At 37.6% G+C, this 26171-nt stretch carries 28 protein-coding genes; 24 read left to right on the forward strand and 4 right to left on the reverse strand.

What is annotated here, in order from left to right; genetic code table 11:
• The first annotated feature begins 293 nt into the window (after positions 1–293).
• From mltG to mtnN, 8 genes are all read left to right on the forward strand, one after another.
• Positions 294–1421 carry an endolytic transglycosylase MltG gene (mltG, locus tag ACIQZA_RS06160; protein WP_400933065.1) on the forward strand — a complete coding sequence of 376 codons (1128 nt, stop codon included), beginning with the start codon at positions 294–296 and terminating at the stop codon, positions 1419–1421.
• A gap of 546 nt (positions 1422–1967) precedes the next feature.
• Entirely contained in the window at positions 1968–2600 is a 633-nt protein-coding gene (locus ACIQZA_RS06165) for an O-methyltransferase (protein WP_400933067.1), read from the forward strand.
• A gap of 5 nt (positions 2601–2605) precedes the next feature.
• Complete coding sequence (locus tag ACIQZA_RS06170) at positions 2606–3538, forward strand: peptidase U32 family protein (RefSeq protein WP_400933069.1); 933 nt, start codon at positions 2606–2608, stop codon at positions 3536–3538.
• A gap of 14 nt (positions 3539–3552) precedes the next feature.
• Complete coding sequence (locus ACIQZA_RS06175; RefSeq protein ID WP_134018575.1) at positions 3553–4833, forward strand: peptidase U32 family protein; 1281 nt, start codon at positions 3553–3555, stop codon at positions 4831–4833.
• A complete protein-coding gene (gene udk, locus ACIQZA_RS06180) occupies positions 4833–5471 on the forward strand; it encodes a uridine kinase (RefSeq protein WP_400933072.1) in 639 nt (212 codons plus the stop codon). Before ACIQZA_RS06175 ends, udk begins: the two co-directional genes overlap by 1 nt.
• A gap of 187 nt (positions 5472–5658) precedes the next feature.
• Positions 5659–6147 carry a transcription elongation factor GreA gene (gene greA / locus ACIQZA_RS06185; RefSeq protein ID WP_049667741.1) on the forward strand — a complete coding sequence of 163 codons (489 nt, stop codon included), beginning with the start codon at positions 5659–5661 and terminating at the stop codon, positions 6145–6147.
• A gap of 292 nt (positions 6148–6439) precedes the next feature.
• Positions 6440–7093: a YrrS family protein gene (locus ACIQZA_RS06190; protein ID WP_402881185.1), complete on the forward strand. Its 654-nt coding sequence runs from the start codon at positions 6440–6442 to the stop codon at positions 7091–7093.
• Positions 7094–7154: 61 nt separating this feature from the next.
• Positions 7155–7847 carry a 5'-methylthioadenosine/S-adenosylhomocysteine nucleosidase gene (gene mtnN, locus ACIQZA_RS06195; RefSeq protein WP_402881182.1) on the forward strand — a complete coding sequence of 231 codons (693 nt, stop codon included), beginning with the start codon at positions 7155–7157 and terminating at the stop codon, positions 7845–7847.
• 704 nt (positions 7848–8551) lie between these two features.
• On the opposite strand, the gene sigK is transcribed toward mtnN, so the two are convergent.
• The gene (gene sigK / locus ACIQZA_RS06200; protein WP_053484741.1) at positions 8552–9259 is read right to left on the reverse strand and encodes an RNA polymerase sporulation sigma factor SigK; all 708 of its coding nucleotides are present in this window, start codon (positions 9257–9259) and stop codon (positions 8552–8554) included.
• 87 nt (positions 9260–9346) lie between these two features.
• Positions 9347–9847 (reverse strand): CDP-diacylglycerol--serine O-phosphatidyltransferase, encoded by a 501-nt coding sequence (gene pssA, locus ACIQZA_RS06205; protein WP_142509087.1) that lies wholly within the window; start codon positions 9845–9847, stop codon positions 9347–9349.
• 136 nt (positions 9848–9983) lie between these two features.
• On the opposite strand from pssA, the gene ACIQZA_RS06210 reads away from it, so the two are divergent.
• The 12 genes from ACIQZA_RS06210 to ACIQZA_RS06265 all read left to right on the forward strand — a co-directional run bounded on the left by ACIQZA_RS06210 (position 9984) and on the right by ACIQZA_RS06265 (position 19703).
• Positions 9984–10766: a phosphatidylserine decarboxylase gene (locus ACIQZA_RS06210; RefSeq protein WP_142508935.1), complete on the forward strand. Its 783-nt coding sequence runs from the start codon at positions 9984–9986 to the stop codon at positions 10764–10766.
• Between the two features lie 36 nt (positions 10767–10802).
• Entirely contained in the window at positions 10803–11324 is a 522-nt protein-coding gene (locus tag ACIQZA_RS06215) for a YqeG family HAD IIIA-type phosphatase (RefSeq protein ID WP_049667747.1), read from the forward strand.
• On the forward strand, positions 11321–12424 hold the full coding sequence (gene yqeH / locus ACIQZA_RS06220; protein WP_400933079.1) for a ribosome biogenesis GTPase YqeH: 1104 nt from the start codon (positions 11321–11323) through the stop codon (positions 12422–12424). The genes ACIQZA_RS06215 and yqeH overlap by 4 nt, the downstream gene beginning before the upstream one ends.
• 29 nt (positions 12425–12453) lie before the next feature.
• Positions 12454–13284 (forward strand): shikimate dehydrogenase, encoded by an 831-nt coding sequence (gene aroE, locus ACIQZA_RS06225; protein WP_402881178.1) that lies wholly within the window; start codon positions 12454–12456, stop codon positions 13282–13284.
• 5 nt (positions 13285–13289) lie between these two features.
• A complete protein-coding gene (gene yhbY / locus ACIQZA_RS06230) occupies positions 13290–13592 on the forward strand; it encodes a ribosome assembly RNA-binding protein YhbY (RefSeq protein WP_132356910.1) in 303 nt (100 codons plus the stop codon).
• 9 nt (positions 13593–13601) lie between these two features.
• On the forward strand, positions 13602–14192 hold the full coding sequence (locus ACIQZA_RS06235; RefSeq protein WP_142508932.1) for a nicotinate-nucleotide adenylyltransferase: 591 nt from the start codon (positions 13602–13604) through the stop codon (positions 14190–14192).
• On the forward strand, positions 14161–14733 hold the full coding sequence (gene yqeK / locus ACIQZA_RS06240; protein WP_402881173.1) for a bis(5'-nucleosyl)-tetraphosphatase (symmetrical) YqeK: 573 nt from the start codon (positions 14161–14163) through the stop codon (positions 14731–14733). Before ACIQZA_RS06235 ends, yqeK begins: the two co-directional genes overlap by 32 nt.
• Positions 14730–15074: a ribosome silencing factor gene (gene rsfS / locus ACIQZA_RS06245; protein WP_142508930.1), complete on the forward strand. Its 345-nt coding sequence runs from the start codon at positions 14730–14732 to the stop codon at positions 15072–15074. The genes yqeK and rsfS overlap by 4 nt, the downstream gene beginning before the upstream one ends.
• A 2-nt stretch (positions 15075–15076) precedes the next feature.
• Complete coding sequence (locus ACIQZA_RS06250; RefSeq protein WP_402881170.1) at positions 15077–15820, forward strand: class I SAM-dependent DNA methyltransferase; 744 nt, start codon at positions 15077–15079, stop codon at positions 15818–15820.
• A gap of 275 nt (positions 15821–16095) precedes the next feature.
• The gene (locus ACIQZA_RS06255) at positions 16096–16743 is read left to right on the forward strand and encodes a helix-hairpin-helix domain-containing protein (RefSeq protein WP_400933090.1); all 648 of its coding nucleotides are present in this window, start codon (positions 16096–16098) and stop codon (positions 16741–16743) included.
• A gap of 102 nt (positions 16744–16845) precedes the next feature.
• Positions 16846–17415 carry a ComE operon protein 2 gene (locus tag ACIQZA_RS06260; RefSeq protein ID WP_402881168.1) on the forward strand — a complete coding sequence of 190 codons (570 nt, stop codon included), beginning with the start codon at positions 16846–16848 and terminating at the stop codon, positions 17413–17415.
• 341 nt (positions 17416–17756) lie between these two features.
• Positions 17757–19703 (forward strand): DNA internalization-related competence protein ComEC/Rec2, encoded by a 1947-nt coding sequence (locus ACIQZA_RS06265; RefSeq protein WP_402881165.1) that lies wholly within the window; start codon positions 17757–17759, stop codon positions 19701–19703.
• Between the two features lie 34 nt (positions 19704–19737).
• On the opposite strand, the gene ACIQZA_RS06270 is transcribed toward ACIQZA_RS06265, so the two are convergent.
• Complete coding sequence (locus ACIQZA_RS06270) at positions 19738–19875, reverse strand: YqzM family protein (RefSeq protein ID WP_400933098.1); 138 nt, start codon at positions 19873–19875, stop codon at positions 19738–19740.
• Positions 19876–20040: 165 nt separating this feature from the next.
• On the opposite strand from ACIQZA_RS06270, the gene holA reads away from it, so the two are divergent.
• Positions 20041–21051, forward strand: coding sequence for a DNA polymerase III subunit delta (gene holA, locus ACIQZA_RS06275; RefSeq protein WP_248716617.1), 1011 nt, complete (start codon positions 20041–20043; stop codon positions 21049–21051).
• Between the two features lie 129 nt (positions 21052–21180).
• On the opposite strand, the gene rpsT is transcribed toward holA, so the two are convergent.
• A complete protein-coding gene (gene rpsT, locus ACIQZA_RS06280; RefSeq protein ID WP_142508923.1) occupies positions 21181–21429 on the reverse strand; it encodes a 30S ribosomal protein S20 in 249 nt (82 codons plus the stop codon).
• Between the two features lie 162 nt (positions 21430–21591).
• Between rpsT and gpr the strand changes: the two genes are divergently transcribed.
• From gpr to ACIQZA_RS06295, 3 genes are all read left to right on the forward strand, one after another.
• Positions 21592–22608: a GPR endopeptidase gene (gpr, locus tag ACIQZA_RS06285; RefSeq protein WP_400933101.1), complete on the forward strand. Its 1017-nt coding sequence runs from the start codon at positions 21592–21594 to the stop codon at positions 22606–22608.
• Positions 22609–22660: 52 nt separating this feature from the next.
• Positions 22661–23569: a stage II sporulation protein P gene (spoIIP, locus tag ACIQZA_RS06290; RefSeq protein WP_402881161.1), complete on the forward strand. Its 909-nt coding sequence runs from the start codon at positions 22661–22663 to the stop codon at positions 23567–23569.
• A 534-nt stretch (positions 23570–24103) separates the two neighbouring features.
• On the forward strand, positions 24104–25999 hold the full coding sequence (locus tag ACIQZA_RS06295) for an acyltransferase family protein (RefSeq protein ID WP_402881158.1): 1896 nt from the start codon (positions 24104–24106) through the stop codon (positions 25997–25999).
• The last annotated feature ends 172 nt before the right edge of the window (positions 26000–26171 follow it).

The following is a 26171-nucleotide window of genomic DNA, read 5'->3' on the forward strand; positions in this document are numbered from 1 at the left end:
AGATACTTAAGAGGTTGAACCGCCGTATACGGGACCGTATGTACGGTGGTGTGAGAGGTCGACTAGCCAAATAATGGCTAGTCTCCTACTCGATTTTCTCCTGAAGGGCTTTCCGTTCCTAATATGCCATTCTCTAGTATTTTAGTTCGTTGATTGTAACTCAACTTTGATTTATTACATTTATTCTTTTGTCGGAATCTCTTTTTATGTGATCTATTTTTACTGATTTTCTATTTCTGTTTGTCGTAAAAGTTGATTTCTAGTATGATAATGGAGTGATAGGGGGGAAACCCGTGAATAACGGTTCGAAAAAACAAGAAATGCTTGCAAAAATGCAAGAAAGAAAATCCGAGGTAAAAATTGTGAGAAAAATCGTTGCTATTGTAGCAATTGCTTTTGTTTTAATATCAGGGATTGTCGGTTTACTTGGTTATAGTTATGTGAAGAGTGCCTTAAAACCAGTGGATCCAGATGCAACTAAAACAATAGCAGTTGAAGTGCCGATAGGCTCAACTTTAAGCTCTATTTCAACTCTATTAGAGAAAAAAGGGGTTATTAAAGATGCTCGTGTTTTTAAATATTATGCTAAATTTAAAAATGAATCCCAGTTCCAAGCAGGAAACTATGATTTAACACAAGCAATGACATTGGATGAGCTAATCGAAAGTTTAAAAACCGGGAAGGTTTATCGTACGCCAGTCTTTACAATGACAATTCCTGAAGGTTTAACACTTGAACAAATTGGTAATATAGTGGAAAAGAAAACGCCTTACACTCAAAAAGAATTTATGGACTTAGTAACAAGCGATGCGTTTGTACAACAAATGAAGGATAAATACCCTGAGCTTGTGACGGATGCGGTTTTAGCTGATAAAATTCGATATGATTTAGAGGGTTATTTATTCCCTGCAACTTATTCTTATTTTGAAGAAAAACCATCATTAGAATCTATTGTAGACGAAATGGTAGGAGCAATGGACAAGGTTGTGAAAAATTACAACGATGCTCTAACTGAAAAGAAAATGTCAGTACATCAATTATTAACATTTTCTTCATTATTGGAAAGAGAAGCTACTGCCCAAACAGATCGAGAAACGATTGCGAGCGTATTCTATAACCGTATCGAACAAGGGATGCCATTACAAACAGATCCAACTGTTTTATATGCACTTGGTTCCCATAAAGATCGTGTCCTTTATAAAGATTTAGAAGTAGATAATGCCTATAATACTTACAAAAATAAAGGCTTACCACCAGGTCCGATTGCGGGTGCAGGAAAAACTTCGATTGAAGCAGTGCTTAATCCAAGTAAAACGGACTATTTATACTTCTTAGCGGATAAAAAAGGTGTCAACCACTTCTCGAAAACGTATGATGAACATTTACTGAAAGTAGATAAATATATAAAAAAAGCTGAGTAAGTACTTTAAATAGAAAAAATAAATAGCAATAATGTGGATAGAAGGAAAGAAAAATAGCTTTCCTTCTATTTTCGTGCTATTATAAATTGTGATTTTTAATCAATCCGCATGGAAAAAATTCAAATCAGTCCGTTAATGCGGAATAATATACGTGGTGGCAATTGTTTTGAGCTTATAAAAACAATTGCTCATTTTTGTATGACGAAGTACCAAGACATCACGTTTGGTCTTTTTCTTTTTGTTGCTAAATGATGAAGTACAGACAACGAGTATTGCTCGTTACGCCTCCGGCGAATGTCACGGAATCGGAGTGGAGTTCTTAAAGGATGTTAGCCTAAAATCATCGCATCCATGCGAGAACGGCTAACTGACCTGCATCGGTAAAAACGTCACGTCCTGTGGCATTACCGAAATGTCCGACATCGTGTCGGCCCTCATGCAGGCCTAAGCACAAAGCTGATTCCGGAAGCATTGTTTATCTGCGCAAAAGCGTAGCGACAGCGGCAATTATGCCGAGGCATAATTGATATGAGGGTGAACTAAAAAATGGAATTATCAGATGCATATATACAATCATTTATTCAACCACGTAATGAATTGCTTTTAGAAATGGAAGCATTTGCGGAGGAGAATCATGTACCGATTATGCAACTTTCAGGCATTGATGCACTAAATCAATTGCTACGTATTCAAAATCCGTCGAAAATTTTAGAGATTGGTACTGCAATTGGTTATTCTGCAATAAGAATGGCAGAGGCTATACCAAATGTGCAAATCGTTACAATCGAACGTGATCCAGAGCGTGTTGCAAGAGCAAAGGCTTATATTGAACGTTCTACAGTATCAGATCGTATTACAGTCATTGAAGGTGACGCCTTAGAAGTGAATGATGAAGCAATTCAAACGACCTTCGATGCTGTTTTTATCGATGCTGCAAAGGGACAATATCAACGCTTTTTTGAAAAGTATGCGCCTCTTGTAAAATCTGGCGGAGTTCTGTATATCGATAATATGTATATGCATGGCCTATCAGATTTGGATTTAAAAGATGTACCGCGTCGTAAGCGTACAATGATTCGCAATTTAAAAAACTTCACCGAATGGATTATGCAGCACCCTGATTATACAAGTGCATTTTTACCAGTTGGTGATGGTTTATTATTATGTTTGAAGAGGTGACTATTATGAAAAAACCTGAATTGCTTGTTACACCACAATCGGTGGACCATGTTAAAGCACTTTTACAGGCTGGAGCAGATGCTTTTGTCATTGGTGAACAACAATTTGGTCTGCGCCTAGCAGGAGAATTTTCTGTGAGTGAAGTGGAAGAAGCTACAAAGCTAATTCATGCAGCGGGTAAAAAGGTTTATGTTGCGGTAAATGGGCTATTCCATAATGAAAAATTGGATGCGCTTGCCGAATATTTAAAAGAAATGCAACGTATTGGTGTCGACCGTTTAATTTATGGTGATCCAGCAGTATTAATCATCCGTCGTGAGCAAGGTGTAACAATACCGCTACACTGGAATCCGGAAACGACTGCAACGAACTGGTTTACTGCAAATTATTGGGGAAAACGCGGAGCAACTCGCGCAGTGCTTTCACGTGAACTTTCTTTAGATGAAGTGCTAGAAATTAAAGAAAATACAGAAGTAGAGATTGAGGTTCAAGTACATGGAATGACATGTATGTTCCAATCAAAACGTCCATTACTAGGCCATTATTTCTTATATCAGGATAAAGTAATGGAAATTGAAAATCGTAAGGAAAATCGCAATATGTTCCTTCATGATGATGAACGAAATAATAAATATCCAATTTATGAGGATGCTAACGGTACGCATATTTTTAGCCCAAACGATATGTGCATTATCGATGAACTTGGCGAATTATTCGAAGGTAACATCGATGCATTGAAAATTGAGGGTGTTCTTCAAACGCCAGAATATGTGATCACAGTAACAGAAGCTTATCGTCAAGCAATTGACACATATTTTGACGAATCAGAAGATGCGTATGAAGATATTAAAGATGATTTATTAGCTAAAATTGAAGATATTCAGCCTGCCATCAGACCTCTTGATACTGGCTTTATCTTCAAGGAAACAGTTTACTAGGAGGTGGCAAGAACATGGCATTAGTATTAGAGCAAAATGACAAAATCCGTGAAATTGTAGACGGTAAACGTGTCATTACAAAAAAACCAGAGCTACTTGCCCCTGCAGGTAGTTTAGAAAAATTAAAAGTAGCAGTTCATTATGGAGCGGATGCTGTATTTATTGGTGGACGAGAGTTCGGTCTACGTTCAAACGCAGATAACTTCTCAATTGAAGAAATGCGCGAAGGTGTTGAATTCGCCAATAAATATGGTGCAAAAATATATGTTACGACAAATATCTTCGCCCACAATGAAAATATGGACGGCTTAGAGCAATATTTACAAGATATTGAATCTGCGGGTGTTACAGGCATTATTGTAGCGGATCCACTAATCATTGAAACATGCCGTACAGCTGCACCAAAGCTTGAAATTCACCTTTCTACACAGCAATCTTTATCGAACTGGAAGGCAGTACAGTATTGGAAAGAAGAAGGCTTACATCGTGTAGTATTAGCACGTGAAGTAGGCGGCGAAGAAATGAAGCTGATGAAGGAAAAAGTCGATATTGAAATTGAGGCATTCGTTCATGGAGCAATGTGTATCGCCTATTCTGGTCGCTGTGTACTTTCAAATCACATGACTGCTCGCGACTCTAACCGTGGTGGTTGCTGTCAATCTTGCCGCTGGGACTATGATTTATATGAGCTAGAAGATGGCGAAGAAAAGGCACTTTTCGATGATAATCACGCATCTTTTGCAATGAGTCCGAAAGACTTAAAGCTGATTGAAGCAATTCCACATATGATTGAGCTTGGTATTGATTCATTAAAAGTAGAAGGTCGTATGAAATCAATTCACTATGTTGCTACAGTTATTTCAGTGTACCGCAAAGTGATTGACGCTTATTGTGCTGACCCTGAAAATTTTAAAATTAAACGTGAATGGCTAGAAGAACTAGACAAATGTGCTAACCGTGATACTGCTGAAGCATTCTTCCATGATGCCCCTGGCCACGAGGAGCAAATGTTTGGTGTACATGGCCGTAAAACGACTTATGAGTTTGCTGGTTTAATTTTAGAGCATGACCCTGAAACGAAAATTGTGACAATGCAACAACGGAACTATTTTAAACCTGGCGATGAGGTAGAATTCTTTGGACCGGAAATCGAAAATTTCCGTTTTACAATGGGTGAAATTTGGGATGAGGATGGCAATAGCTTAGATGCTGCACGTCACCCATTACAAATTGTTAAATTTAAATGCGATACACCATTAAAACCACATAACATGATGCGAAAGGAGAATAATTAATGGTAGCAAAGCGTCCAGTCGTCATCGGAATTGCTGGTGGTTCATGTTCGGGAAAAACGAGTGTGACCCGTGCTATTTATGATGTTTTCCGCGATCATTCAGTAGTAGTAATTGAACAAGATTTTTATTATAAAGACCAAAGTCATTTAACGTTTGAGGAACGTTTAGGTACAAACTATGACCATCCGTTAGCGTTTGATAACGATTTGTTAATTGAGCATATAAAAAAATTATTGGTCCGTCAATCAATTAAAAAGCCAGTATATGATTATGTACAGCATACAAGGGCAAAAGAAGTTATTCATGTAGAGCCTGTAGATGTTATTATACTAGAAGGTATTTTAGTGTTAGAAGATGCAGATTTACGTGATTTAATGGACATTAAATTATTTGTAGATACGGACTCAGATTTACGTATTATTCGTCGTATAATGCGTGATATAAAAGAGCGCGGACGTACAACAGATTCTGTAATCGACCAATATTTATCGGCAGTGCGTCCAATGCATAATCTATTTATTGAACCGACGAAACGTTATGCTGATATTATTATTCCAGAAGGCGGGGATAATGAGGTTGCGATTGATTTAATGGTAACTAAGATTAAAACTATCCTTGAAACTGACAACGTATTGTAATAAGATAGAGTGGTATTGACAATATTTACATGCATATCTGTACATATTTCAGAAAGGCATGCATACTATTAGGTCAAAGAGTAATTTGAAACCGTTTAAAAATAATAAAATTCGATTAAGTGCATCCACTAGGCCACTTAATCGAGTTTTATGTTTTTATATTGACGAAAACAAGGAGTGAAGAACTTTGGCAAATGAAAAACAGTACCCAATGACAGCTGAAGGTAAAAGAAAATTAGAAGAAGAATTAGTAAAATTAGAAACGGAAACACGTAAGGAAATCGTAGAACGTATAAAAATCGCTCGTGATTTCGGGGATCTTTCTGAAAATGCTGAGTATGATTCTGCAAAAGAAGAACAAGCCTTTTTAGAAGGTCGAATTTCTACATTAAAATCTATGATTCGTAACGCAGTTATTATTTCTGAGGACGAAACAGACAACAGTGTAGTATCACTAGGGAAAACGGTTACATTTGTAGAAGTTATTAATGGGAAACCATCAACAGATGAGGAATCGTATACAATTGTTGGTTCGGCTGAGGCAGATCCAATGGAATTCCGTATTTCAAATGAATCACCAATTGCTAAAGGCTTACTAGGCCGTGCTGAGGGCGAAGAAGTTGTCGTACAAACACCTGGTGGTGAAATGAAAGTTAAAATTATTTCAATAAAATAATTTTGGTACAAGCAGTTAGCTTATCTTTAAGGAGAGCTAGCTGCTTTTATCTTCTGCATTGTCTGTGTGAAAGCGAGAACAATAACAATAACAATAACAATAACAACAATATACGCCAAGGGGAAATTGATCTTGATTTAAACATCTATGTAAGTATTTAAATCAAGGGAAAAAACTATGGGGAAATAAGTCGAGATATTTATATTTTTCTCTCTGAAAAAATATATGAGCACAATTATTTTGCAAGTACTGTTGAACTTGATAGAATATTGGCTAGAGAGGGGGAGACTTCATGAGTGAACGAAAAACTCGAAGCAGTCGTCATTTGCAGCCATCTCGTAATAAAAAGCTAGATAAACTATTGAATGTTTTAATTGGTATTGTCGTGATATTAATTATTATAACAGCAACATTTGTGTTTAAATGGCAGGATGATGCAGGAAAAGCTGAGAAAGACGAGCCAATACAGGAGCAGAAGAACGATAAAAAAGATGTGAAGGAAGAGCCTTCTAAAGAGCAAAAAAATGATGAATCAGCTCAGGAGGAAAAACCAGCAAAGGAAGAGCCAACAGAAGAATCTCAACCATCTGAACAGGACTCTACTACTGAAACTACTTCAGACAACCCAATTGTTGACAAGGTCATAACAAATAAAAATTGGGAACCTACACCTACAACACAAACAGGTCAGCATGTGTCTTCTTACGATGAAAAATCCGTAGACTGGGCTGAAAAGGTAGCAACAGTTGCGGCCGTTACAGGCATCGAAAAGGACAATATGATTATCTGGCGTATGGGGAACAATGGTAGCGCTAATTCGGCTATTGCAACAGTTTCAACGAATGATAAGACAAAAATGTATCGTGTTAGCTTGGAATGGGTTGACAACGAAGGCTGGACACCAGTAAAAATTGAACAACTAAATACATTAAACGGCGCCTATTGACGAAAATAATTCGTTTTATTATTTTTAATAGAGTTGAATATAGAAGGGAAGTAACAGAGAAATGAAAATTGCAGTAATCGGCGCAATGGAAGAGGAAGTAGAGCTTTTACGAGCATCATTAGAGCAAGCAAAAAGCACAACAATCGCAGGCAGTGAGTATACAACAGGAACTTATAAAGGGAAAGAGGTAGTTTTGCTAAAAAGTGGTATTGGTAAAGTGAATGCCGCAATGTCAACTACTATACTATTACATGAATTCAAGCCTGACGTAGTCATTAATACGGGCTCTGCCGGAGGCTATGATGAAACTCTTGAAGTTGGCGCAGTCGTTATTTCAGATGAAGTTCGTCATCATGATGTAGATGTAACGATTTTCGGTTATGAAATGGGTCAGATGGCAGGTATGCCAGCAGCTTATAAATCGGATGAAAAACTTATGAAAGTTGCTGAAGAGGCCGTAAAGGCTGTTGGAGAGCACCAATATGGTATTGGTTTAATTTGCTCAGGTGATGCCTTTATGAATGATCCTGTTCGTGTAGAAGCTGTCCGTTGTCATTTCCCCCAAATGAAGGCAGTGGAGATGGAAGCAGCTGCAGTTGCACAAGTATGTTATCAATTTGGTACTCCATTTGTTGTTATTCGTGCTTTATCAGATATTGCTGGAAAAGAATCGAATCTTAGCTTCGATGAGTTTTTACCAGTAGCTGCAAAGCATTCAACACAAATCGTACTAAAAGCTATCGAATCATTATAGAGTCTAATAATTTAGTGAAATAAACTACACAAAATAGTCAAAATGAGTGGCTTTTAGTGTGAGAAAAATCACAGTTTACAGGTTTCACTAATGCTAAACTGTTGTTAAATAAATCTCTTCATATCTAGATGGGAGGCATTCATAATGCTATTTTTAACAGCAGGTGCAGTTATTATAACAATGTTACTCGGTACACTTATTTCAGTAGAACTATCAGAATCTGCAGAATAAAAAAATCTCTTGCGATTAAAAATCGCAAGAGATTTTTTTGTACTTCATTAGTTACCCAAACTTTCTAAGAATTGGCTTATTACTAAAAGCTAGAGGTGATGTTTGGTAAAAAACGTATGATTTGTATATAAGTGATTGGAGTGGAAGCTGGCGACTCTTTAGGGATTAACGTCACAGATAAGGCCTTGGATCGCGCAGGTAGGGGAACAAAGTCTAAAACATCTTGTCTTGTGACAACGCCTCTGTGATTAACCTCCTGTTGTTATTGCTGTCGCTTCGCTTTCGCACAATAACATCCTATTACCCCAAGTGGCTCATCAGACGCCCCCGAGAGAGCGTTCAGTTGGAACGGAAATCAACTTTACGTTATGGTGATTTGCCAAAGGGGTACTTTTGTAACAAAAAATACAAGATTAATTGCAGAATAAAGTAATAAGATTGTTGAAATTTTATAAGTATCAATTTACAATATATTACTCAATTATCTTTTGATCTCGTTTATATAATTGATAGAGTTTAATAAGTGCTCGCTTTTCAATGCGAGATACATAACTACGAGAAATATTTAAACGTGCAGCGATTTCTTTTTGTGTAAGTGCATCTTGCTGGTTTAGACCATAGCGGAGTGTAACGATTTCGAGTTCACGTTCGTCAAGCATATGCAAATAATGATATAGTTGTGCAACATGCTCTTTATGTTCAAGTTTTTCTGTTGCACTTTCTTCATCGCATTGTAATAGATCTCGGATTTGTAGTGCATTACCATCTTTATCTGTACCGATTGGCTCAAATAAGCTAACATCTTTTTGCACTTTTTTCTGTGTACGCAGATGCATTAAAATTTCATTTTCGATACAACGGGCGGCATAAGTGGCAAGACGGGTTTTTTTGTCAGGAGTATAACTTTCAACGGCTTTCATCAGACCAATAGTACCAATGGAAATATAATCATCAAGTTGTTCATGCTTTGGGTGGAATTTTTTCACAACGTGTGCGACGAGCCTCATATTGCGTTCAATTAGATCAAGACGCGCTTGCTCATCACCGCCTAAAAATCGTTCAATACAAGCAGCTTCCTCTTCTTTTGAAAAGGGTTTATGGAATGTTTGCCCCTTTAAATAGCCAAGTAACGCTGGGATCTCAAGCCATAACTGCAACATAGATGTAAAAATTCCGCTCATTGAATGATTTCATCCTTTCCCCATTTTTCGACAGTATATGTTATAAAACTGTGTTAAATGAAAAAAAGTGCAACAGCAAATGCGCTGTTACACTTTTTTTAACGAGATTGTACTAATCATTAGTAATGCTAGTATTGGGAATAGGAAAAGATAAAATGCCGGGTGGAACGTATTAGATGCAAAATACGTTAAAGTTAAGATCGTACCTGCAGCTGTAATTGGTAACCCTGTAAAATAGCCGTTTGCTTCAGTAATATTGAAACGAGCCAATCTCATCGCACCGCAGATGATGTATAGTACTGTCATCGTCATGCCGACGAAACCAAAGTCGACTAAGACAACTTTATACATTAATAATGCAGGCGCCACACCAAATGATATAATATCACTCATAGAATCTAACTGTTTACCTAGATCAGACACTTGTCCGAGTGCTCTAGCTACCTTTCCATCATAACGATCAAGAAGGGCTGCAATAAAGATAAACAAGACACTGTAGCTATAGTATTCGTGTAGTGTAGCCATTATGGCCGCGCCGCCGAAGGACATATTACTGATTGTGATAAAGTTTGCTGCTTGCGATTTCATTTTCTTAACCGTGGTATCCACCAACTTGTGATAAAAAAACAAGGGGGATCACTCCTTTGCACTTAAGATATTGTACCATTATACTTCGAATGCGAAAAAATTGACAGTCTAAATTAATCGATAGGGGTTTTGTTTTATGAAAGAAAAACTATATCAACACTTGATTGAATTAACAAATGGCAAGCAATCCTCCCATCTTTTGCAATCTATTGCAAAAGCAAAGTGGAGTAAACGAATTATTCCTAGTTATATGAAAGTATACGACATTAATCTTGAAGAAGTTTCAAAACAACAACAACAATTTTCAAGTTTACATGATTTTTTTACAAGAGAGCTTTTAAAAGATGCACGTCCAATTGAACAAAATCCCACTACTTATGTAAGTCCAGTGGATGCCAAAGTGGAATCCTTCGGACGTATCGAATGGGATATGACATTTCATGTAAAGGGTAAGCCTTATGCTTTACATGATTTACTCGGCAATGTAGAACGTGCTTCACAATATGCAGATGGACATTTTATCGTGTTTTACTTGAGTCCTGCAGATTATCACCGTATTCATAGCCCGATTGATGGGGAAGTGCTAAGACAATATACACTTGGTCAAAAATCTTTTCCTGTTAACCAGCTCGGTCTTACATACGGTAAAAAACCTATTTCACACAATTATCGTTCAGTAACAGAGCTTAAAGTGGCGAATGATCAGCAAATAGCGTTTATTAAAGTTGGTGCTACCTTTGTAAACTCTATTATGCTCACTAATACAACAACAAAGTGGCATAAGGGTGAAGAAGTCGGATATTTTTCATTCGGCTCAACAGTAGTTATGCTGTTTGAAAAGGATGCTATAGAATTTACGGAAAATGTTGTACAAGGAAGCCCAATTCGAATGGGTGAAGCCTTCGCAAATATGCTATAATGGTCGAATAATACGTTTAGATTAGGGGTCGCTATTTTGTATAATTTTTTATTACCAGATGAATTTGTCACGAGTATTTATGAAATTACACCGGAAAAGCTTCAAGACTTAGGTATTAAAGGGATTATTACGGATTTAGATAATACGCTTGTGGAATGGGACCGTGCAGATGCAACGGAAGAGCTTATTATTTGGCTGCGCATTATGAAAGAATCAGGCATTCGTGTAATTATTGCGTCGAATAACAAAGAGGCGCGTGTTAAGCAATTTGCTGAGCCATTAGGTATTCCTTATATTCATAAGGCGAGAAAGCCACTTCGTAATGCCTTTTATAGTGCAATTGTTCAATTAGGGCTACGACCACAGGAGGTAGTAATGGTAGGAGACCAGCTACTAACAGATGTAATGGGCGCAAATCGCTTAGGTTTGCATACGGTACTAGTAAAACCAGTTGCACAATCAGATGGGCTCGTAACAAAATTCAACCGATTTATTGAACGTCGTGTGTTCAATAATTTAAAACGAAAAGGAATCAGTACTTGGGAGGAAAAAGAATGAACGAAATGCCAAATTGTATTGGCTGTGGTACAACAATTCAAACAGAAGATAAAACAGCAGTTGGGTATGCACCCCCATCATCATTAGAAAAAGACGTGGTCATTTGCCAACGTTGCTTCCGTTTGAAAAATTATAATGAAATTCAACCAGTGTCATTAACAGATGACGACTTTTTACGCATATTAAATGGTCTTGGAACACAGCAAGGCTTAATCGTAAAAATTGTTGATATATTTGACTTCAATGGGAGCTGGCTACCAGGACTTCACCGCTTCGTAGGTAAAAATCCTGTGTTATTAATCGCGAACAAAGCCGATTTATTACCGAAATCTGTGAAACCGAAAAAAGTGATTAATTGGCTAAAACGTGAAGCAAAGGCTCTGGGTCTACAACCTGTAGATGTACTTTTAGTGAGTGCCCATAAAGGTATAGGGATGGCCGAAGCAATGGAAGCCATTGATGAGTACCGTAATGGACAAAATGTGTACGTTGTAGGTTGTACAAATGTTGGGAAATCCACGTTCATTAATCGCATTATCAAGCAGGCTACAGGTGAAGGTGAGATTATTACAACTTCTCATTTCCCAGGTACCACTTTAGATATGATTGAAATTCCATTAGATGATGGTAGTGCATTATATGATACACCGGGAATTATTAATCACCATCAGATGGCACACCATATTGACGCTAGCGAATTAAAATATATTATGCCTAAAAAAGAAATAAAGCCAAAAGTGTATCAACAAAATGCTGGACAAACATTATTTATTGGCGCTCTTGCTCGTTTTGACTTTATTCAAGGAGAACGTTCGGCATTTACGGTACACGTGGCAAATGACTTGCCAATACACCGAACAAAGCTTGAGAAGGCAGATACATTGTATGCAGAGCATAAGGGTGAATTGCTGGCACCTCCAACTGCTGAATTTATAGAACAGCTACCGCCATTAGTGCGTCATGAGTTCTCTATTAAAGAAGCGAAAACAGATGTTGTCTTCTCTGGTCTTGGATGGATTACTGTGCAGCATGCCAATGTAGTTGTTGCAGCTTATGCTCCAAAGGGTGTACAAGTTTCAATTCGCCCATCACTAATTTAGGAGTATAAGTAGAGAAGAGGGATTAGGAAATGAAGAAATGGTTTGCGGTTATGGGTGATCCGATTGAGCATTCAAAATCCCCAGCGATGCATAATGCTTGGTTCGAGGAAATGTCGATAGATGCAACGTATATTCCAGTGCATGTATCTTCTGAAAATTTGGAGTCAGCGGTTGCTGGCCTGAAAACATTAGGTGCTAGTGGCTGGAATATTACACTCCCACATAAAACAGCGATCATTCCTTATTTAGATGAGCTAGATGAGTTGGCAAAAAAAATGGGAGCTGTCAATACGGTTGTCCGAACAAAAGAAGGAAGATTAAAGGGATACAATACAGACGGTGTTGGTTTTGTACGTTCGCTAGAAGAAGCGGTTGGTAAGTCACATAAAGACAAGCCAGTTCTTCTAATTGGTGCGGGCGGTGCTGCTCGTGGTATTGCTTTTGCCATGCAACAGCAAGGTTATACGAATTTAACCATTGCAAACCGTACAGTGGCAAATGCCCAAGCAATTGTCGATGAAATGGGTGTAGGTCATGCCATTTCTTTAGCGGAGGCTGAGGAATTATTAGCTGATTTCGGCATTTTAGTGCAAATGACATCGGCTGGACTTGCTACGGGTAATTTTTTAATGCCATTTTCATTAGAACGACTTGCAAAAGGCGCAATTGTGGCCGATATTGTGTATAATCCATTAATGACGCCTTTTTTAAAAGCGGCTGAGGAAAAAGGAGCAACCGTCGTTACGGGTCTTGGAATGTTCGTTCATCAAGGGGCTATTGCTTTTGAGCATTGGCTTGGTGAATACCCAAATACAAATTCAATGATTGCGCAATTAAAGGCGCAATTAGGAGGAAATTAATTTTTATGTTAACAGGTAAACAAAAACGTTTTTTACGTGCAGAAGCACATCATTTAACACCAATTTTCCAAGTAGGAAAAGGCGGCGTTAATGACGAAATGACAAAGCAAATCCGTGAAGCATTAGAAGTACGAGAGTTGATCAAGGTACGTATTTTAGATAACTGTGAAGACGATAAACATGAAGTTGCAGAAGCACTTGCTAAAGGTGCTCATGCAGAGCTTGTGCAATTAATTGGACTGACAGTTGTTTTATATAAAGAGTCACGCAATCATAAAAAGATTGCATTACCAAAAGCAACGAAATAAGGTGAGACGATGAAAAAGGTCGGTTTACTGGGAGGTACATTTAATCCACCACATAATGGACATTTAATGATGGCTAATGAAGTACTGCATGCATTAGATCTAGATGAAGTTCGCTTTATGCCTAATGCGTTGCCACCACATAAGTTCGCACGTCATGATGCTAGCGATAAGGGACGCCTTGAAATGGTAAAGCGTGCAATAAGTCCATATCCGTATTTTTCTGTGGAGTCGTATGAGGTGGAGAAGGGTGGCGTATCCTATTCATATAAGACACTTTCTGCGATGTGTATAAGAGAGCCTAATGTGAAGTTTTACTTTATCATTGGAGGCGACATGATTGATTCGCTTCATACATGGTATTGTATTGATGAATTAGTGAAGCTTGTGCAATTTGTAGGAGTAAAGCGTCCAGGAACAGTGGCCACTACAGAGTATCCTATAGTAATGGTGGAAGCTCCCCAAATCGATTTATCGTCCACACTGATTCGTGAACGACTTGCCACTGGAGGAACGGTTACTTTTTTACTGCCTGAAGCGGTAGAGACGTTCATACGAGAGGAAGGTCTATATGGAACGCGAACAGTACTTAGCGGCGATTAAGCCACGCATGCCTGAGAAGCGCTATATTCATACCATTGGTGTAATGGAAACAGCCATCGAGCTAGCAATATTGTATGGCGAGGATGAAAAAAAGGCTGAGATCGCTGCCATCCTTCACGATATTGCGAAATATGCAGATATCGAATGGATGGAGAAAATCGTCTGTGATGAAAAATTAGATGCTCGCCTTATTGGCTGGGGTAGTGAATTACTGCATGGTCCAGTAGGTGCATATATTGCAGAAAGCGAATTTGGCATTACGGATGAGGATATGTTAAATGCTATTCGTTTTCATACTACAGGACGCGTGGGCATGAGCCGTCTAGAAAAAATTATTTTTGTTGCAGATATGATAGAACCTAATCGTAAATTTGATGGTGTTGATCGTCTGCGAAAAAAAGCAAAGAAAAATTTGGATAAAGCGATGAGTGCTTGTGTGCGCCATACATTGGCATTTTTAATTGACACAAAACAACCAATTTATCCATTATCAATAGAATGTTACAACGATATGATGAAAAGAGAGGACAGTGAAGGATGACTTCAACTTTATTACAAGCAGCTTACAAAGCAATTGACGACAAACATGGTGAGGATATTGTCGTTTTAAATATGGAAGGTATTTCACTTTTAGCAGATTACTTTATTATTGCTCATGGTAATTCTGACCGCCAAGTGCAAGCAATCGCACGTGAATTACAAGAGGTAGCAGTAAAAGAGGGCTATGAAATTCGTCGTGTAGAAGGCTTCGATGGAGCACGCTGGGTTCTTGTGGATCTTGGAGATGTTGTAGCGCATGTATTCCATAAAGATGAACGTGCTTATTATAATTTAGAACGTCTATGGGGCGATGCACCGCAACTAGACATGCCAGAGGCTTAAGTGTGAGTAGCTACGAACGATTTGCACACGTGTATGACGAGCTGCAAACCGATATCCCGTACAATCTTTATGTGGATTGGGTTTTGCAGCATGCACCGAGCAGTCAATTCCCAAATCTTTTAGATATCGGCTGTGGTACAGGTGTGCTTGGCCTGCTGTTTGCGCAGGCAGGTTACAAAGTGAGTGGAATTGACTTGTCTGAAAATATGCTCTCAATTGCCGCAGAGCGCTTTGCTGATGCAGGATTACATGTTCCTCTCTATTGTCTGTCGATGGATGAATTAGAGGGCTTTGAGGCGCTTGACGTTGTAACGATAGCTATTGATTCGCTGAATTATGTAGTGGAAGAAAAAGCAGTTTATTCAACATTAGAACGTATTTATGGTGCTTTACGAGATGGAGGCCAGCTGTTTTTTGACATACATTCATTATTTAAAATGAATGATATATTTTTAGACGGACCGTTTACGTATGACGATGGTGATATTAGCTATGTATGGCATACGGAACCTGGCGATTTCGAACATTCCGTTGTCCACCAAATGACGTTTTATGTGCGTGATGCTGTGAGTGGTGATCTGTATGAACGTTTCGACGAGGAGCATAACCAACGTACATTCTCAATTGAGCAATATATGGCATGGCTTCTGGAAATTGGCTTTAACCATGTAGAAGTAACAGCAGATTTTACAGATGAAAGCCCTGAATATGAAAGTGAACGCATTTTTATCCGTGCGGTAAAATAGTAAAACAGCTCGCTGGTAAACTTACTAGTGAGCTGTTTTTGTTTTTAGTTGTCGAAGAACACTTAGACTCTCAAAAAATATAATGATGATTTTATCCATAATTTTAGCTAATTACCATAAGGAGCAGTTGGAACTGCAATCAAATCTACGTTATGGCGGTGGGCTTTTATTCTTAGCCTTTCTATAAATAATTTATCTTTTCAACACTTGAATGATATTGTAAGATGAAATAGACTCCATATGATTACCTTTTGCAAAGGAAAGGATGTTATTGGATGATCCAATCTTTTTGGCAAAAGTACAAAAAAAGTATGTTGCTCCCCGGCATACTAGTAATCAGTGGACTTTGTTACTTCTTTTTTTCGAGATCTGACTCTTCACCTCCCCAAGAAGAGCTCATCGAAACAATCCAACCTATTGAACAACCTAGTATGAAAGAATCTGTTGATGAAGCGGTCATACAGCAGGTATTTGTTGATATAAAGGGTGCTATTATGTATCCAGGTGTCTATGAGCTACAGACTGACCAGCGAATTATAGATGCAGTACAGCTTGCAGGAGGCTATACGCAGAATGCTGATACGCAACTCATTAATCATGCACAAAAAGTTGAGGATGAGATGGTTATTTACATTCCTATAAAAGGTGAAAAGCCTAACGAAATTACTTCTAATATTTTAACGATGCCTACTAGCGGAGCATCACAAGGTGACAACGGTGTAAAAGATCAAAAAGTTAATTTAAATAAAGCAGATGAAGCTAAGCTTTCGACATTATCAGGTATTGGTCCATCTAAGGCGAAAAGCATTATTTCGTATCGTGAGGAGAATGGTGGCTTTAAAACAATTGAGGACTTAAAAAAAGTGAGTGGTATTGGCGAAAAAACGTTTGAGAGACTGAAGGATTTCATTACCGTTAAGTGATGGCAGGAAATTTTGAGATATTGACGTTTCTTTTCAAAAAGGGCTACACTATAGTATAAAAAGAGCAAAATGAACAGCTTTTAAATTTATGGAGGTAGTCATATGGAGCGAATTACTTGGGATCAATTTTTCATGGCGCAAAGCCATTTACTCGCATTACGTAGTACATGTACAAGGCTTGCAGTAGGAGCAACTGTCGTTAGAGATAAACGAATTATAGCAGGTGGTTATAACGGTTCAATTACAGGTGATGAACATTGTATTGAAAAAGGTTGCTATGTTGTGGAGAATCATTGTGTGCGTACAGTGCATGCCGAGATGAATGCACTGCTACAATGTGCTAAATATGGTACGCCTACAAAAGGTGCAGACTTATATGTTACGCATTTCCCGTGTCTACCATGTACGAAATCTATTATTCAAGCAGGTATTGAACGGGTGTATTACGCTACTGATTATAAAAATAACCCTTATGCACAAGAACTATTTGAAAAAGCAGGTGTAGAGGTTGTACACGTTCCGTTTGATGAACGTAAAATCGACTTTTTAAGCGACGAAAAATTAGCCTTGTACATAGACATGCTAAACGAGCTTCGTGAGAGTGGTATGCCTGCAGAAAAATTGCTCCCATATGAACAGAAGGTGAGTACATTATTTGGCAAAAAGCTTTAAAGCATAAATGGATTTACGTAGCACTAGCTGTACTTGTTGCTTCAATAGCGGCACACAAGTCAGCTTGGCTACTCACTATTCTTCTATTTTTCGCGTTATGGCTTAAATGGAAAGGTGAAAGGCGTCTAATTTCAGCGTTTGTTATAGCCTTTGGATTTCTTTCTTATTTCTTCATCGTAACATTTCAACTGACGGAATCTTCCCCTCTACCGTCAACATTCTCAATAACTTGGTCGAGTGAATATAAAATAAATGGTCATAAACTTAGAGGCTTTGTCAAAACTGAAACAGGTGAGAAGCTGTATGTCGTCTATACATTTTCATCAGAAGAAGAGAAAAGCTTGTTTGAAATTACTTCATTGACAGGCAGGACCTATCTAGTTCAAGGAGAACTTGTAGCACCTCTTCCACCTGCACACGTGTATGCGTTTTCTATGGAAAACTATTTAATCAGTAAAGGTGCCAGAGGAATATTTGAAGTTTCAAGATGGACCTTTATTGAAGAGAAAAAATCCATACGTTCGTTTCTTGCTAAACAGAGACACTCTATGAAAAAACATATTGAAACAACATTCCCTGATTTACTAGTTGCAGAGGGACAAGCACTTCTAATAGGATTACAGGATCAAGTGGATCATGAGCTTCAAAGAGCCTACCAAAAGCTTGGTATCACTCATATATTTGCTATCTCTGGTTTGCATGTGGCACTTGTCTCATGGTTGTTTTTTGAAGGACTTCTACGTATAGGCGTACGGAAGGAAATGGCGACCTTAGTTTTACTCATCATCTTACCTATCTATGGGGTGATTGCGGGTGGTGCTCCTTCCGTATGGCGCGCAGTATCTGTTGTAGAATTAATCATGCTGATGCGTTACGCTAGGTGGCAAATATCGAATGACGATGCCCTAGCAATTAGCTTTCTTTGCTTTGTCCTACTTGAACCAGGTGTCATTTATCAGATTGGCTTTCAATTGTCCTATTTAGCAACGGTTAGTTTAGTCTATTCAAGTGTCATTTTAAGACGATCCATGAACTGGTTGATTCGTTCATTTTTTATAACATTAGTGTGCCAGCTACTTGTTTATCCATTATTACTCCATCATTTTTATGAAATTTCTATTTCTTCATTTTTAGCAAATATTATTTTCGTACCACTGTTTTCCTTTGTTATTTTGCCCTTAAATTTTGCCATGTTTATAATAACGATTATATCGATGCCAGTAGCAAAAGCTTTGTTTGCTGGATACGAGCCGGTCCGTGTTTGGCTTATAAAGTTTATTTTATATCTTCAGGAATTGCCGTTTCAGCTGTGGTCGCCTGGGAAGCCTGCTATATGGCTTATTTGCGTAGCATTGATCAGCGTATTAGCGGGATTCTATTTTATAGAGATAAAACATTATGGTAAATTTGCAGTTGTTATTTTTATTCCTGCATTGTGTATTCATTTATCACCGATGTTGTTTAACGAAACGAAGCTGACATTTTTAAATGTTGGTCAAGGTGATTGTACAGTAATAGAATTACCGTTTAGAAGGGCTGTGTATGTTATTGATTCAGGCGGTTTACTACGCTTTGAGCAGGAAGTATGGAAGACTTCAGAAAGCCCATATGAGATTGGGAGACAAGTTGTTGTACCGTTTTTGAAAGGAAAAGGGATACGAGACATTGCTATTTTTATCGCCACTCATGCGGATGCCGATCACGTAGAGGGAGCTGAAGAGATTTTGCAAGAGATTACTATGCATGAAATTCATCTCACTCCTGGTTCGATGGATAAGCCTGTAATGCGGGATTTACTGATGGAAGCCAAAAAGCAAAAAGTTCCTGTGAAAGAAAAAATGCAGGGAGCTGCGTGGCGCATAGGAAAAACTAGTTTTTATTATTTATGGCCCCGTGACACCTTTTATGAGGGGAATGATGATTCAATTGTATTATATATGCAGCAGGGGTCATTTCGAGCGTTGTTAACGGGTGACTTAGAGGAACATGGGGAACAGGAGCTTATTCATCTTTATAACAAGCAATTAGCGAATATGACAGTGTTGAAGGCTGGACACCATGGCAGTAAAACATCGAGTTTTGAGCCTTTTGTAGAGCTGTTACAGCCTGAATTAACCATTTTCAGCGCGGGGCTCAATAACCGCTATCGTCATCCACATGCTGAGATAGTGGAGCGTTTTACAAGTCGAAATTTAGCTACTTTAACAACTGGAATAGATGGGACGATTGAAGTAAGAATTCGTGGCAATAGTTGGTCTATGCAAAAGGGAAAAGACCTTGTCCAATGAGCAAGGTCTTTTTTTCTAAGTACATTACATTCAATTATTTAGAGGCTACTTCTACTACTATCGCGATGAGAAAAATAAGTGCGAACATTCCGAATGATACACCGAAGCCAACTCCTGAATCAGTTGCATCGTTACGGCGACATTGTATGTTTTTTCCTTCAAATGGATTCATTGTTATCCCTCCAATTCTGTTATTTATTATAAGACATCGTTTTCATAAAAGCTATATCGAAACGGAGAATTTACCATGTGGCAAAGAATCGACACAATTCGGTCAAAGTCACAAAGGAATTTCAAATCATGTATACTAGTAGTATTGCTAGATGGAGGGAAAATTATGATTTCAACGATTTGGAATAATATTAAAAAAGGAGAGCTCTCACCAGTGTATTTACTCGTTGGTGAGGAAGGCTATTTTATAGATGAAACAGTTAAACGATTGAAAGAAGCGATAGGACCCGAAGAAGAGATAGAGATGTCAACATTTGATTTGGAAGAAACGCCAGTGGATGCCGTTATGGATGAAGCTGATACAATTCCTTTTTTCTCTGAGCGAAAGCTTATCATTGCTAAAAACGCATCCTTTTTAAAGGCAACTGAAAAAGGAAAAGAAAAAATTGACCATGATATGAAACGCTTAGAAACATGGCTTGCTAATCCTTCTGATTTTTCAGTAACAGTTTTTATCGCACCTTATGAAAAATTGGATGAACGTAAAAAAGTGACAAAGATGATGAAGGAGCATGCGTTATTAGTCCAAGCCGAAACGCCAAAAGAGCAGGACTTAGCTGTGTGGATACAGAGTAGAGTTAAAGCAGAGGGCAACAGCATTACACAAAATGCGATTGAGCAGCTTGTCGCAATGGTTGGATCGAATATGCTACAGTTGCAAATGGAAATTGAAAAGCTAACCCTTTATATAGGAGATGGCGGTGAAATAACTGCTACGCTAGTCGAGGATTTAGTGGCAAAAACGTTAGAGCAGGATGCCTTTAAAATGTTAAATGCTTATTTTGCAAACGATTCTGTAGGAGCATTGTCTATTTATCATGATTTACTACGTCAAAAGCAAGAGCCTATTATGCTTGTTGGTTTGCTAGCATCAAATGTACGTACGATGTCCAATGTGTTTTATTTATTAAAAAAGGGCTATCATCCACAGCAAATCGCAAAAAATTTAAAAATACATCCTTATCGTGTTAAGTTGATGGTTGAGCAGCGTAATCGTCCATCAGAGGAAAGCTTATTGAAGGCGTTATATCAGTTAGCAGAGGTCGATTTACAACTGAAATCAACAGGAGGCAATCGTGAGCGTTATTTAGAACTCTTTTTACTGCGTCAGCTTTAAGAATTGTGTAGTAAGATTTATGAGCTGTCCGAAGCACTAGGGGCAGCTTTTTATCAAGATGTAATTAATTTTCTTGTAAATTAAAAAGATCAGCTACTCTTAATAGAGTAAACTGATCTTTTATAACAATTACGCTTTTTTAGCAAGGCGAGACTTTTTACGAGCCGCCGCGTTTTTGTGGATAAGTCCTTTTGAAGCTGCTTTATCTAAAGATTTGTAAGCTGCTTGTAAAAGTTCTTGTGCGTTTTCAGCTTTAGCAGCAACAGCGTTCTCAGCTTTTTTCACTGTAGTACGCATTGCAGATTTAGCTTGAGTGTTAGCAGCGTTAGCTTTTTCGTTAACTTTTACGCGTTTAATCGCAGATTTAATGTTTGGCATATGTTTCACCTCCTAAAATAGGTACGAGATGATATCTTCTCATTGATTTCTTGTGTCAATACAACAAAAATCATTTTAACAAACGCTAGGACAAATTGCAATAGATAAATGCAAAGAATATTTACTTGACAGTTTGAACAAACTACAGTTGAGGTGAACTGTATGCAAAATTTTAATTGGCAACGCACGGATTTAATTGATGAGTCTGAAGAGGTTGTTTTACATCAAACGAAAGAGCAAAAAGATACACTTAAAGAGTCGAGTGGTATTCAAATTGAAGATCAGACTGCTGGTCGGGTAAAAATCACTGATGTGCTCGTTGATGCCGAAGGTGAGAAGCAAATCGGGAAGAAAAAAGGGAAGTACATTACTCTTTCTGTTCCTACTTTGACGTTAGAAGATCAGGATGGCTTTGAGCAGCTTGAGAAAGAATTGCTTGTGAATTTCAAAAAAATGCATAAATCCATGTCATGGAAAGAAGATGACAAAATTTTAATTATTGGTTTAGGGAATCGGACAATTACACCAGATGCTATAGGACCGTATCTTATTGATCATTTGCATAGTTTAGATGTAATAGATGAAAAATTCGTCATGTATGCGCCTGGTGTAACGGGGCAAACAGGATACGAGACTGGTGAATTTGTAGCGGCGTTGGCAGAGCGTCTTAAACCTAAATTAATTATTGTTGTAGACGCACTTGCAACGAGAGCTAGTGATCGCTTATGTAAAACAATTCAATTAACGGATACAGGGATACATCCTGGTTCAGGTGTAGGAAATCACCGTAAGGAAATTTCATATGAGATGCTTGGCATTCCTGTTACTGCAATTGGTATCCCAACAGTAGTTGATGCACCTGTATTAATTGCGGATGCTGTAGAAGTAATGCTACGTTCTATAGCTGCACGGGTGGCAGAGCGGAGTAAACCTTCATCAAAATTGTCATTGTCGTCTTGGCAACCAGATATAAATAAAGAACTAGATATGTCTTTAGTACAGCCGATTTTTGGCGAATGGGCTACATGGTCTAAAGAAGAGCGTCAGCAATTATTTGCTGAGACTTTCGCAGGCTCGCATACACAGCTGATGGTTACGCCAAAGGAAGCTGATTATTGGGTAGACAAGTATGCAAAACTCGTGTCATCTATGCTTATGAAATGGGCTAATAATCTATAATTTTTTTCGTTCTAAAAGACACATCCCCTCCATACGATAAGGGGAGGAGGGTGTGACTTTGCTAAAAAAACTACAGTGGTCATTTGGTTTATTATTGTTCTTCTTCGTATTACCTGTCATTGCTGGGCAACTTCCGTTCAACAAGCAAGCATCGACTCCGATTAAAGAACCAGAGGATAAACAAGTCGTGTATGCCGCTACTAATTTAGCTGAACAAAGTGCACTGGAGCAGACAAAAAAGGAAACAAAAGAAGAAACAAAAGAAGAAACAAAAGAAGAAACAAAAGATCAAACACAAGATCAAACACAAGATCAAACAAAAAACCCATTTAAAGTATTGTTATTATTTACGCATTCACAGGAATCATATCAACCAATAGTGAAAGCTGCTAGCGGGAAAGCCGCCGTTTATGATGAAAAAACGAATATTTATCAATTAAAAGATACTATTTCTAAGCATTTTAGTACGAGTGGTATACAAACCGACGTTTTAGATGTGGATGTTATGAAGGAACTAAAACTTAAGGGGAAAACTTTTCCGTATTCTTACAACTTTGTACGTCCTTATTTAGCAAAACGTTTACAAGAGCAATCGTACGATTTAGTTATTGATTTGCATCGAGATTCTGCCAAGAGAGATGCGACAACTTTAACATATAATAATGAGTCCTATGCACGGATTGCGATTGTTATTGGTGCAGAGCATAAGAATTATAGATGGAATACTGCTTATGCAGAAAGTCTATCTGCTGCTATGAATGGAATTGTGCCAAAAATTTCTAGAGGTGTTATATCAAAAAGTGGTGACAATGTAGATGGACGTTATAATCAAGATTTAACAAAAGAAATGATATTAATCGAACTAGGTGGAATTGACAATACAGAAGTAGAATTGAATCGTACGATTGCTGTAATAGGAAAAGCTATATCAAAATCCTTCATTACAGGAAAACAAGAATAAATAAATAGATTATTAAAATTTATTGGCGAAAAGCAGTCTTCTTTTTGCCAATTTTTTATTGATATATTGTACTTAATTACATTTTGGACAAAGTATGAAAATTGAATGATTGTTAGTAAAAAATACCAGGGATTTATTTAAGAAAAAATAGTAATTAAGCCTTTTAATTATTCATTTCTTGCCTTATAATTTTCGAGTCAGCACATAAAGATTTGACGATGAGTTGTAAAAGTGAAGCGGCATATGCAATAGGCGAAATACGCTTTTAAAGCATCTACCATTTTGGAGATGCTTTTTTGATGGATAAAATATGAATAAGATTAACCTTTATTTTATAAGGATGAAGGACATATACATATGAGAAGTTATTTTAATGTTGTTTATGTGATAAAAAAAGTAAACTTTTATAAATACTCATCCGTCATTTATATAAGTGAATGCACCGAATCAGTAGGTAAAAGGGGACGATATTGACTTAATACTAATTTTCACACTATAAGTTTGTAGATTATCGGAAGAAGAGGAAGGAATTTTATGTCAGGCAAGACAGTCAATCATCGTTATATCCCTGGAATAGATGGGATTCGAGCTTTAGCAGTACTAGCTGTGATAGCTTATCATTTTAACTTCAAATGGGCCAGTGGAGGGTTCCTAGGAGTTGATATCTTTTTTGTTTTATCGGGTTACTTAATAACTTCTACTATTTTACCTTTAAAAGGAAACCGATTAAAAGTAGGTCTAGGAGAATTTTGGATTGGGCGATTTCGACGCCTACTGCCTGCTGCGTATGTAATGATTATTACTTCATTCGCTTGGGCTACCTTATTTCATAAAGAACTTCTCCATACATTGCGCGGAGATGCAATATCCTCTATTTTTTATTCAAGTAATTGGTGGTTCATTTTTCATAAGCTCTCGTATTTTGATAGTTTTGGATCCCCTTCACCTATAAAAAATTTATGGTCTTTAGCAATTGAAGAACAATTTTATCTTATTTGGCCAATTCTGTTAATGCTCGGGCTTTATCTTGTGAAAAAACAGAGTAAATTAGCCATTTTTATCTTTATCGGTGCATTATGTTCCGCTGTGTTAATGGGTATACTGTATGAGCCAGGAGCTGATCCTAGTCGTATATATTACGGGACAGATACACGTTCTTTTGAATTACTTATAGGCTGCTGGCTAGCTCTCGTTTGGCCGATGAAAAGACTATCTTCTCAAAAACTATCTACTGACCATGTCAATAAACTAAATGCCATAAGTTTGGTTGCTTTTAGTATTTTCATATTAAGTATTATTTTTGTAAATGAATATCAAACTTTCTTATATAGAGGGGGCATGTTCCTATTTTGTTTGAATGCAGCTATATTAATAGCGTGTGTTTGTCATCCAATTAGCATATTAGGAAAATTACTTTCTTTGAAGCCTCTACGTTGGATCGGTTCAAGATCATATGGAATTTATCTATGGCATTATCCAATCATGGTGTTGGGTACTCCAGTCCACGAAATAGGTAATCCTGCATACTGGCGAGTTGCTTTACAGCTAGTTCTTATATTGATTATTGCAGAATTATCGTATCGTTTTATTGAAATGCCAATAAGGAAAGAAGGATTCCGCTCCTATTATCGACAATATCTTGTAGTTAATAAAGATAAATGGGGCAGCTTTTCGTTTACTAGAAAAATTTCTACTGTGCTTGTTTCACTATTCCTTCTAGTATTTTTTACTGGAATGACAGGCGTTATAGGAAAAGAACAAACGGAATCTAAAGAATCTAAGCCAACAGAAATTAAAATAAATGGTGAAGAGCAACCTTCTAAGCATAATGATTCCGTAGCGGAAAAAGGAACAACGGGAAGTAATTCATCAAATGTTGGGAATGAAAAAACTGAAACTAGCCCTCAATCGGACAAAGAAGAACCTAAGCAAGGAGAAAATGATGCAACTGCTAATCCTAATGAATCCTATAATGGTATATTAGCTATTGGAGATTCTTTAATGATAGATATTGCTACTAGCTTACATAATATCTATCCTAACATTACAATTGATGCAAAAATTGGTCGTCAAGTTTCACAAGCTGTCCAATTGGCACCAAATTATGCTAGTTTTAATGAGCCAAATAAAGCGGTTATTATTCAACTTGGCACAAATGGTTTCTTTACGAATGATCAGATCGATTCACTACTTAAAGCTTTCTCCAATGCCGATATTTATTTAGTGAATACTCGAGTACCTCGATCATGGGAAAGTAATGTAAACTCTTCATTGCAACAAAAAGCTCAAGAGCATGATAATATTACATTGATTGATTGGCATTCGGTTGCTATCAACCATCCAGAATTTTTTGCTCCAGACGGTGTGCATTTAGAACAAAAAGGTGTTAAAACGTTAACAAACCTTATTCAACAAACAATAAATATTTAACTTCTTTCAGCGGGTGTCCAAACATCTGTACCTGTCGCTATGTTTTCGGTACAAAAACATCCGCTGAAATAGAGGAACTCAGTCTTGGACGCCATGTCCTGTGGCAGCGAAGCGTCAGCGGCAATGTTTTCTGCGCGAAAGCGAAGCGTCAATTATGCCGAGGTCAAATTGA

The sequence above is a fragment of the Lysinibacillus sp. NPDC096382 genome (assembly GCF_044762845.1).
Classification (GTDB): domain Bacteria; phylum Bacillota; class Bacilli; order Bacillales_A; family Planococcaceae; genus Lysinibacillus.

Excerpts from the sequence above, each read along its gene's own strand:
- ACIQZA_RS06255 (WP_400933090.1), top strand. The coding sequence starts at position 16,096 with ATGATCCAATCTTTTTGGCAAAAGTACAAAAAAAGTATGTTGCTCCCC.
- ACIQZA_RS06170 (WP_400933069.1), top strand. The coding sequence starts at position 2,606 with ATGAAAAAACCTGAATTGCTTGTTACACCACAATCGGTGGACCATGTT.
- sigK (WP_053484741.1), bottom strand. The coding sequence starts at position 9,259 with ATGAGCGGAATTTTTACATCTATGTTGCAGTTATGGCTTGAGATCCCA.
- ACIQZA_RS06210 (WP_142508935.1), top strand. The coding sequence starts at position 9,984 with ATGAAAGAAAAACTATATCAACACTTGATTGAATTAACAAATGGCAAG.
- yhbY (WP_132356910.1), top strand. The coding sequence starts at position 13,290 with ATGTTAACAGGTAAACAAAAACGTTTTTTACGTGCAGAAGCACATCAT.
- ACIQZA_RS06190 (WP_402881185.1), top strand. The coding sequence starts at position 6,440 with ATGAGTGAACGAAAAACTCGAAGCAGTCGTCATTTGCAGCCATCTCGT.
- mtnN (WP_402881182.1), top strand. The coding sequence starts at position 7,155 with ATGAAAATTGCAGTAATCGGCGCAATGGAAGAGGAAGTAGAGCTTTTA.
- udk (WP_400933072.1), top strand. The coding sequence starts at position 4,833 with ATGGTAGCAAAGCGTCCAGTCGTCATCGGAATTGCTGGTGGTTCATGT.
- yqeK (WP_402881173.1), top strand. The coding sequence starts at position 14,161 with ATGGAACGCGAACAGTACTTAGCGGCGATTAAGCCACGCATGCCTGAG.
- ACIQZA_RS06270 (WP_400933098.1), bottom strand. The coding sequence starts at position 19,875 with ATGAATCCATTTGAAGGAAAAAACATACAATGTCGCCGTAACGATGCA.
- rsfS (WP_142508930.1), top strand. The coding sequence starts at position 14,730 with ATGACTTCAACTTTATTACAAGCAGCTTACAAAGCAATTGACGACAAA.
- pssA (WP_142509087.1), bottom strand. The coding sequence starts at position 9,847 with ATGAAATCGCAAGCAGCAAACTTTATCACAATCAGTAATATGTCCTTC.
- rpsT (WP_142508923.1), bottom strand. The coding sequence starts at position 21,429 with ATGCCAAACATTAAATCTGCGATTAAACGCGTAAAAGTTAACGAAAAA.
- ACIQZA_RS06175 (WP_134018575.1), top strand. The coding sequence starts at position 3,553 with ATGGCATTAGTATTAGAGCAAAATGACAAAATCCGTGAAATTGTAGAC.
- gpr (WP_400933101.1), top strand. The coding sequence starts at position 21,592 with ATGCAAAATTTTAATTGGCAACGCACGGATTTAATTGATGAGTCTGAA.
- ACIQZA_RS06260 (WP_402881168.1), top strand. The coding sequence starts at position 16,846 with ATGGAGCGAATTACTTGGGATCAATTTTTCATGGCGCAAAGCCATTTA.
- yqeH (WP_400933079.1), top strand. The coding sequence starts at position 11,321 with ATGAACGAAATGCCAAATTGTATTGGCTGTGGTACAACAATTCAAACA.
- holA (WP_248716617.1), top strand. The coding sequence starts at position 20,041 with ATGATTTCAACGATTTGGAATAATATTAAAAAAGGAGAGCTCTCACCA.
- aroE (WP_402881178.1), top strand. The coding sequence starts at position 12,454 with ATGAAGAAATGGTTTGCGGTTATGGGTGATCCGATTGAGCATTCAAAA.
- ACIQZA_RS06235 (WP_142508932.1), top strand. The coding sequence starts at position 13,602 with ATGAAAAAGGTCGGTTTACTGGGAGGTACATTTAATCCACCACATAAT.
- ACIQZA_RS06165 (WP_400933067.1), top strand. The coding sequence starts at position 1,968 with ATGGAATTATCAGATGCATATATACAATCATTTATTCAACCACGTAAT.
- ACIQZA_RS06295 (WP_402881158.1), top strand. The coding sequence starts at position 24,104 with ATGTCAGGCAAGACAGTCAATCATCGTTATATCCCTGGAATAGATGGG.